The organism is Croceicoccus bisphenolivorans (genome assembly GCF_001634625.1).
Lineage (GTDB): Bacteria > Pseudomonadota > Alphaproteobacteria > Sphingomonadales > Sphingomonadaceae > Croceicoccus > Croceicoccus bisphenolivorans.
On sequence record NZ_LRSE01000051.1, the window covers coordinates 1 to 1,520 of the forward strand.

Below are 1,520 nucleotides of genomic sequence, written 5' to 3' on the forward strand. Positions count from 1 at the left end.
TGTCCGTCGTCAGAACATTTGGCACAACTCGCGGCGTAAATTAGCGGAGTGCGGGCCTCGTCCTGGGGTTGATATTAAGCGGCGATCTTGCGGTGGAGCAAGCGGCGATGTTCGATGGTCTTCCGTTTGATCCTTTCGCGCTGTTTGATGATGGCATCGGCCCTGCCGAAGTAGGCGTCGGCGGGCGTCACGTTGTTCAGGCTCTCGTGGTAACGTCGGTGGTTATAATGCTCGACGAAGGCTTCGATCTGGGCCTCAAGGTCACCGGGCAGGAAGTAATTTTCGAGCAGGATGCGATTCTTGAGGGTCTGATGCCAGCGCTCGATCTTGCCCTGGGTCTGGGGATGCATCGGAGCGCCGCGCACATGGCTCATTTTCCGGGCCTCGATATATTCCGCCAGTTCACCCGCGATGTAGCTCGGGCCATTATCCGACAGCAGCCGAGGCTTGTGCAGCACCGTTGCGCTGTCGCAACCCGAGGCCTCGAGCGCGAGGTCCAGCGTGTCGGTGACATCCTCGGCTCGCATGTTGGTGCACAGCTTCCAGGCGATGATGTAGCGCGAGAAGTCGTCGAGCACGGTCGACAGATAGACCCAGCCCCAGCCAATGATCTTGAAGTAGGTGAAGTCGGTCTGCCACATTTCGTTCGGCCGCGTCGTCTTGGTGTGGAACGCATCGGCTGCCCTGATCACGACGAAGGCCGGGCTGGTAATCAGATCATGGGCCTTGAGCAGGCGATAAACCGTGGCCTCCGACACGAAGTAGCGCTTCTCGTCGGTGAAGCGCACCGCCAGTTCGCGGGGCGACAGATCGGTTGTATCCAGCGCCATGTCGATGATCTGCTGCTGGATATCGTCGCCGATGCGGTTCCACACCCGGCGCGGGGCCGATGGCCGATCCTCCAACGCCTCCGGGCCGCCTTCGAGATAGCGGTCGTACCAGCGATAGAAGGTCCGGCGCGGGATGCCCAACTGCTCCAGCGTGCGCCAGGCCGGGAGGTGCGACTGTTCGACGATCCGGATGATCTCCAGCTTCTCGGATGCAGGGTATCTCATTCGTCGTCGCCCCCATCCGCGATCATGCTTTTTTTAAGCAGGCGGTTCTCGAGGGTCAGGTCGGCCACGCATTCCTTCAGCGCACGGGCTTCCCGGCGCAGATCCTGGACCTCGCCGGTGGTTGCGGCACGGGCGGTATCGCCGGCGAGCCGGCGCTTGCCCGCTTCCATGAACTCCTTCGACCAGGTGTAGTACAGGCTCTGGGCGATCCCTTCCTTGCGGCACAGTTCAGCAATGCTGTCATCGCCGCGCAGGCCTTCAAGCACGATCCGGATTTTATCCTCGGCAGAGAAGTGCCGGCGTGTCGCCCGCCGGATGTCCTTCACCACCTGCTCCGCAGGAGCCTTCACCGATTTTTTCAAGGAGGATTTGGGCTTCATCTTCGTTCCTTCGTCACTACGACGAAGCCCAAATCCTCCTTAATTCACAACCTCAAATCTGTGCCATTGGCGCTGACGCCGGACA

The 1,520-nt window shown here is 60.6% G+C and carries 1 protein-coding gene; it reads right to left on the bottom strand.

Annotated elements, in window-relative coordinates:
* Positions 1 to 74 precede the first annotated feature (74 nt).
* Positions 75 to 1,435, bottom strand: a protein-coding gene (locus A7A77_RS17225; RefSeq protein ID WP_145206737.1) for an IS3 family transposase whose coding sequence is annotated in 2 segments (ribosomal slippage) — positions 75 to 1,088 and positions 1,091 to 1,435 — 1,359 coding nt in all. Because the reading frame shifts where the segments join, the coding sequence is not laid out codon by codon here.
* Positions 1,436 to 1,520: the final 85 nt, after the last annotated feature.